The sequence below is a fragment of the Rhodococcus sp. (in: high G+C Gram-positive bacteria) genome (assembly GCF_049591685.1).
Lineage (GTDB): Bacteria > Actinomycetota > Actinomycetes > Mycobacteriales > Mycobacteriaceae > Rhodococcoides.
On sequence record NZ_JBAWFH010000332.1, the window covers coordinates 1 to 5,671 of the forward strand.

7 protein-coding genes and 1 pseudogene are annotated in these 5,671 nt (G+C 66.2%); 4 read left to right on the forward strand and 4 right to left on the reverse strand.

Going from position 1 to position 5,671, the window contains the following annotated elements; translation table 11 throughout:
- Both WBQ44_RS13985 and WBQ44_RS13990 read left to right on the forward strand, forming a co-directional pair.
- Positions 1-242 (forward strand): annotated as a pseudogene (locus tag WBQ44_RS13985) (hypothetical protein); the annotation flags it as partial.
- Positions 239-982, forward strand: a complete 744-nt coding sequence (locus WBQ44_RS13990) for a site-2 protease family protein (protein ID WP_495567281.1) — start codon at positions 239-241, stop codon at positions 980-982. The pseudogene WBQ44_RS13985 and the gene WBQ44_RS13990, both read left to right, overlap by 4 nt.
- A gap of 23 nt (positions 983-1,005) precedes the next feature.
- On the opposite strand, the gene WBQ44_RS13995 is transcribed toward WBQ44_RS13990, so the two are convergent.
- Positions 1,006-1,947, reverse strand: coding sequence for a helix-turn-helix transcriptional regulator (locus WBQ44_RS13995; protein ID WP_495567282.1), 942 nt, complete (start codon positions 1,945-1,947; stop codon positions 1,006-1,008).
- A gap of 63 nt (positions 1,948-2,010) precedes the next feature.
- Between WBQ44_RS13995 and WBQ44_RS14000 the strand changes: the two genes are divergently transcribed.
- Positions 2,011-2,478, forward strand: a complete 468-nt coding sequence (locus tag WBQ44_RS14000) for a pyridoxamine 5'-phosphate oxidase family protein (RefSeq protein WP_495567283.1) — start codon at positions 2,011-2,013, stop codon at positions 2,476-2,478.
- Here the strand turns inward: WBQ44_RS14000 and WBQ44_RS14005 are convergent.
- The 3 genes from WBQ44_RS14005 to WBQ44_RS14015 form a co-directional block, all read right to left on the reverse strand.
- Positions 2,468-3,397, reverse strand: a complete 930-nt coding sequence (locus tag WBQ44_RS14005; protein WP_495567284.1) for a cation diffusion facilitator family transporter — start codon at positions 3,395-3,397, stop codon at positions 2,468-2,470. The two genes, WBQ44_RS14000 and WBQ44_RS14005, sit on opposite strands and share 11 nt — an antisense overlap.
- Before the next feature lie 86 nt (positions 3,398-3,483).
- Positions 3,484-4,581: an FUSC family protein gene (locus WBQ44_RS14010; RefSeq protein WP_495567285.1), complete on the reverse strand. Its 1,098-nt coding sequence runs from the start codon at positions 4,579-4,581 to the stop codon at positions 3,484-3,486.
- Positions 4,582-4,618: 37 nt separating this feature from the next.
- Positions 4,619-5,035: a DUF3151 domain-containing protein gene (locus WBQ44_RS14015; protein ID WP_495567286.1), complete on the reverse strand. Its 417-nt coding sequence runs from the start codon at positions 5,033-5,035 to the stop codon at positions 4,619-4,621.
- Positions 5,036-5,236: 201 nt separating this feature from the next.
- Between WBQ44_RS14015 and WBQ44_RS14020 the strand changes: the two genes are divergently transcribed.
- A partial coding sequence (locus tag WBQ44_RS14020; protein ID WP_495567287.1) for an Rv0361 family membrane protein occupies positions 5,237-5,671 on the forward strand: 435 nt, incomplete at its 3' end.

Sequence of the window (5,671 nt, forward strand, 5' to 3'; positions counted from 1 at the left end):
ACCACCAGCTGTTCTACGGCAGTGCCCCAGGAGTGGAGGTTGTCCCCACCCCCGAGATGCCAGGTCTGAAAGCCCGGGTCACCGGACGCAAACGGCTGTTCGGACACCGCTGGGTCGCTGGACGTGCAATGCAGCTCGGCGCGGTCGCAGCGCAACTCACCCGCGACGGCGTTCCCGGTGCTCGCGAAGTGAAGCGTTCTACGTTCTACCGGCACGACCGGGAGTGGTTGCTGGTCCGGTGAGGCCCAGCCCGGTCTTTCTGGCCGTCCTGACTCTCGCCGTCGGCGGCGGGGTACTCGCATGGCGTTCCGAGCCGCTGTCACTTGCCGGCGGGATCGGCGTGTTCGTTCTGGTGCTCGCGGGCTGGATCGTCACGGTGTGCCTACACGAGTTCGGGCACGCCTTCACCGCCTTCCGCGCGGGCGACCGGGAGGTCGAGCTCCGCGGATACCTGACGCTGAATCCCTTGAAGTACAGCCACCCGCTGCTGTCCGTGGTTCTGCCGGTGGTGTTCGTCGCGATCGGCGGCATCGGGCTCCCCGGGGGCGCGGTGTACATCCGAACCGGAATGTTCGAACCCAGGGTCCAGCGCCACATCGCGCTGGCCGGACCGTTGGCCAACGCCGCCTCGGCAGTTGTCCTTTTGTTGGTCATCCGGTTGTTCGGAATGGGAAACGACCACCGCGCATTCTGGTGGGGGCTCAGTTTCCTCGCATTCCTCCAAGTGATGGCAACGATCCTGAACCTGCTGCCCGTGCCCGGTCTGGACGGCTACGCGGCAATCGAGCCGTACCTGTCGTACGACAATCGACGAGCACTCGCGAACTTCAAGACCTACGGCATCCTGATCCTCGTCGCGTTCCTGTTCGTTCCCGCGATCAACCGCGTGTTCTTCGGCGCGATCTACGGCATTTTCGGACTGTCCGGCGTTCCCGAGATCTTCGCGCAGTACGGCAATTACCTCATGCGCTTCTGGGACTGACCGACAGATCGTCGGCTTCGTAGTCAGGAGTTGCACCGCGCCATCTTTTCGGCGACGGCCCGCAACGACTGCCGAAGCGACGGTGGCGTCAGCACTTCTACTCCCGCACCCAGGGCCGTCAGTTGGCCGAGCGCGACCGCTTCGCTTTCCAAGGTCAGATCCGTCGTCGTCCAACCGTCCGCGTCGGGGGCGGGCATGCGGGGCGTCGCTTCACGACCCACAACACCGGGGAGCGATCGAACGGCGTTGGGCGAGAGCCTGACTCGGCAAGACAATCGCAGCAGCGCTCGGTCGAAGGCCGCGGCGGACTCGGCCCACCATGCCGCGAGATCGAACCCATCCGGCCGGACGACAGCCCCGTCGACCGTATCGGCGCTCTCGACGCGGTCGATTCGGTAGGACAACACGGTGCCCGAGCGCGATGCCACGAGGTACCACACAGCGGCCTTCGCGATGAGCCCCAGCGGGTCGACGATGCGCGTCGAGCCCCGGTAGCCGAGCTCGAGTCTGCGACCGGCCAGCACCGCGGCGGTAATCACCGGCAGGTGTTCGTTCGACGTCGGTTCACGGAACCAACCGGGCGCGTCGACGTGCAGCCGTTCGCGCCACAACTGCGCACTCGCACGAAGCGGAATCGGTAGCGCGCCCAGCAACTTGTTCTCGGCGGCGGCACTTTCGTCGGCGAGACCGAGATCCGCTGCCAGCGACGGCACCCCGAGCAGCATCAGAGCCGATGTCTCGACGTTCGTCATTCCACTGAGTTTCGATTGCCATCCGTCCAGTAATCGAACGCCCCCGCCGGGCCCGGACTCCGTCCACAGTGGCACGCCGGCTGCGCTCAACGCGGCGATGTCGCGGTAGATCGTCCGGACGGACACACCCGTCTTCTCCGCGAGCGCCTGCGCAGTCGTGGATCGGTCGTGCTGAAGCGTCAGCATCAGCTGCAGTAGACGGGAGGAACGCACACGAGAAAGTTCAGGAGAAATTGCTGACACTGGGTGTCAGTGTTGTGCGAGCACAATTGCCGCATGGCTACCTGGAAGAAGTTCGAGACCGCAGCCCCCGACATGGCACAGGCGGTGGCAGCGAGATTCACAGCGCACAAGCACCACGTCCTCGCGACGATCCGCAAGGACGGCTCACCTAGAGTGAGCGGCACCGAGGTCGAGTTCACGAGCGGCGGCGTGCTGCGACTCGGCTCCATGCTCGACGCCCTCAAGGCACGTGATCTACGACGCGATCCGCGCTACGCCATCCACAGCAACCCGGGGCATCACTCGATGGAGGGCGGAGACGCAAAGATTTCCGGGACGGCCGCAGAGGTGACCGACCCGGCTGTCCTGCAGCCGATTTTCGACGCATCGCCGCCGGAGTTGTTGCCGTACAACGTCTTCGACCTCGACATCGGCGAGGTGGTGTTGACCTCGCTCGTCGCCGATCGGATGCGCATCGACCTGTGGCGGCCGGGGACCGAGGTGAAGTCGTTCACCAAGTGAGTTCGTCCTTGCAGGTCGAGCCGTGCGCGGTGGGCTCGACCTGCACGGTGGCGTGGTCGAGGCCGTAGGTCGCGAGCACCGCCTTCGCTCGGTCCAGAACCACCGAGCCCGACCCGTCGCACTCGAGGTGGACCGTCGCCACATCCATTCCGGTGGTGAGGGTCCAGATGTGCAGATCGTGAACGCCCGTCACGCCGGGCAGTGCGCCCAGGTCCGCCTCGACAGCTTCGACGTCGACGTGCCCCGGACTCGCCTGGGTGAGAATGCGCAACGCCGAGCCTGCGAGCGTGAAGGCCCTTGGGATGACCCACAGCGAGATCAGCACTCCGATGACGATGTCGGCCCACGTCCAACCGAACACCAGCATGACGAATCCCGCGACGAGTACGCCGACGCTGCCGACGGCGTCTGCCAGAACTTCCATGTAGGCGCCGCGCACCGCGATGCTGTCCTTGGCGTCCCCACGGATGAGCAGCATCACGACGAGGTTGGCGAGCAGACCCGCCGCGGCCGTCAGGATCAGGGGCAGGCCGGGGATCTCGGGAGCGTCGCCGATGCGATCGATTGCCTCGTACATGATGAAGGCGGCGACACCGAGTAGCAGAACCGCGTTGGCGATGGCCGTCAGCACTTCGGCGCGATGCCAGCCGAAGGTGCGCGCTGCTACCGCACTGCCGCGTCTCGCGAGCAGGAGTGCAACCAGGCCCATGGACATTCCGATGACGTCGGTGAGCATGTGTCCGGCGTCGGCGAGCAGACCGAGGGAGTCGATGACGAGAGCGACGGTCGCTTCGAGAACCAGGAACACGACGAGAATGCCGAGCGCGATGACCATATTGCGGATTCTTCGCTTGCCCGCGGGTGCAGCACCTGTACCCGAGCCCCCGATTCCGTGACTGTGCCCGTGCCCCGCGCCCATGACTCCCCTTCGCTCGGTCGATACCCCGCTGTTTCACGAACCATATGCGTACATGCGCATATGTGCAACGTCGTGCGAGCGAAGAGTCAGAACGGGTCGGGAGTCACCTCCGGCTTCTCGACGGTCGGCGGCAGGGTCGCGAGAGCCGAGATCCTCTTGAGCCCGGCCACTTGCAGCAGGTCGACGATGATGGACCGAACCTGCGCGAGCACCACCGTGGCGGACAGGCCGGCGTTGCGGATGAGCTCCGGCTTCGCGCCGGCGGCGACGGACCTGAGCACGCGGGCGGCCTCTGCGGCGTCCGGCTGCTTCCCGGGGTCGGCGAGAACCATTCGACGCAGCACGTCGAGGGCCTGAGAGAGCTTCTCGACCTCGTCGACCAATCGCGGGTCGAGAATCTCGTCGTCGCGAACGAGCGTCAAGGATCGGCGAGCGAGCACGCGTATGTTTCGGATGGCGTTGTCGATCGGATCCGCCGTCTTCGCCAGCCCCGCGAGCCGATTGCGGTGCCCCCAGTACAGGGGCGAGATGCGAGCGATCTCGCGGCCGCCCTTGAGGTCGGTGCGCAGGGTGTCGATATCGGATTGCGTGGCGCGCGCTGTGCGCAGCGCTTCCTCGATCGGCTTCGGATCGTTGGCGACGAGGCCGTCGGCCACCCGCTGCAGCACCTCCGACGCCGTCCCGAGAACGCGCGCGGCGTCTTTGCGTGCACGCCACACCGGGTGCGTCGGGATGAGGGCGACGATGGCAATGCCGACGAGACCGCCGACCAAGGCGTCGACCATTCGGTCGAAACCGCCCGAGTTGCCGGGAGGGATGAGCGTCGCCACGAGCACCGCCGACGAGCCCGCCTGCATGGCGATGATGGGACCGCCGTCGAGGAAGACTGCCGTCGCCATGGCCAGGGCAACGACGAGCGCGATCTGCCACGGACCCGCGCCGATGACGGAGATGATCAGGTCGCCGACGCCGATTCCGACGGTGACGCCCACGACCAGTTCGGCCGACCGCCGAATCCTGGCACCGAGCGAGACCCCGAGTGAGACGACAGCGGCGATCGGGGCGAAGAACGGTCGTTCGTGGCCGACGATGTCGGTGGCGACGAACCACGCGACGCCCGCTGCCAGCGCACACTGAATGATCGGCAGCAACGACAGTTGCAACCGGGCACGCCCGGCACGCATGCGCGCTCTACCGCGCCGCGCGGTCGGGCGTAGCGGGCTAGCCGAGACCGAGGGCTTCGGCAGCCTTCGGATCGCTGTCCTCGAGGAGGTCGAGGCAGCGGGCGTACTCGTCGTTTTCGCCGATTTCCCTCGCAGCTTTCGCAAGAACGGCGACGCAGCGGAGGAATCCTCGGTTGGGTTCATGGCTGTACGGGACCGGCCCGAATCCCTTCCATCCATTGCGACGCAGCTGATCGAGCCCACGGTGGTAACCGGTGCGCGCGTACGCGTACGCGGTGATGGTCTGGCCGGATTCGAGGGCGGCCTCGGCAAGGTACGCCCAGGCAACAGACGCCGTCGGATTGGCCGCGGCCACCTTCGCCGGATCCTCGTGGTTGAGCAGTGCGGACTCCGCCTCGTCGTCGCCGGGAAGCAGCGTCGGCTGTGGTCCGAGCAGGTCACCGAATGAAGTCATGTCGACCATTGTGCCCCACCGGATTTTTGCTGCGCCCCCACATGATGTTTGCGGCTACGACCCGATCGTTACCCGACACCCCGCACGAGTACGTGCGACCACGTCGCCCCTCGCTAGGCTCGATGCTCCGCCCAAAAAATGTGGGCCGAAAAATGTGGGCCGAAAAGTCGCAGGCAGGAACATCGCAGTTGGGAGCAGAGGGTGTCGAAGAAGAAGGACGGATCGAAACCGCGGGCGAGCGCGCCTGCTCGTCCGAAACAGCACCCGGTGAAGCAGGCCAAGCCGCAGCGCATCGGTCCGCCGCCCCAGCAGAAGCGTCCGCGCCGAAAGGGCCGCAGGTGGCTGGCTGCACTGGCCGTCGCGCTGCTCGTCGTAGCCGGTGTTGCCGTCGCGGGCTACGTCTACCTTTCGCGCAACAGCAACGAGTCCACCCCGGAAGCGCAGATCAGGACGTCGATCTCGTCGTTCACGCAGGCGCTGTCGTCGGGCGATCTGCAGACGCTGCGGTCCTCCTCGTGCGGCGACCTGGCCGCCTACTACCGCGACATTCCGGATGCAGAGTTCGCCGACGTGCATCGCGCAGCCGTCGAGCAGGGCAACATCCCGGTCGTGGAAGAAGTGGACGCTGTGCAGATC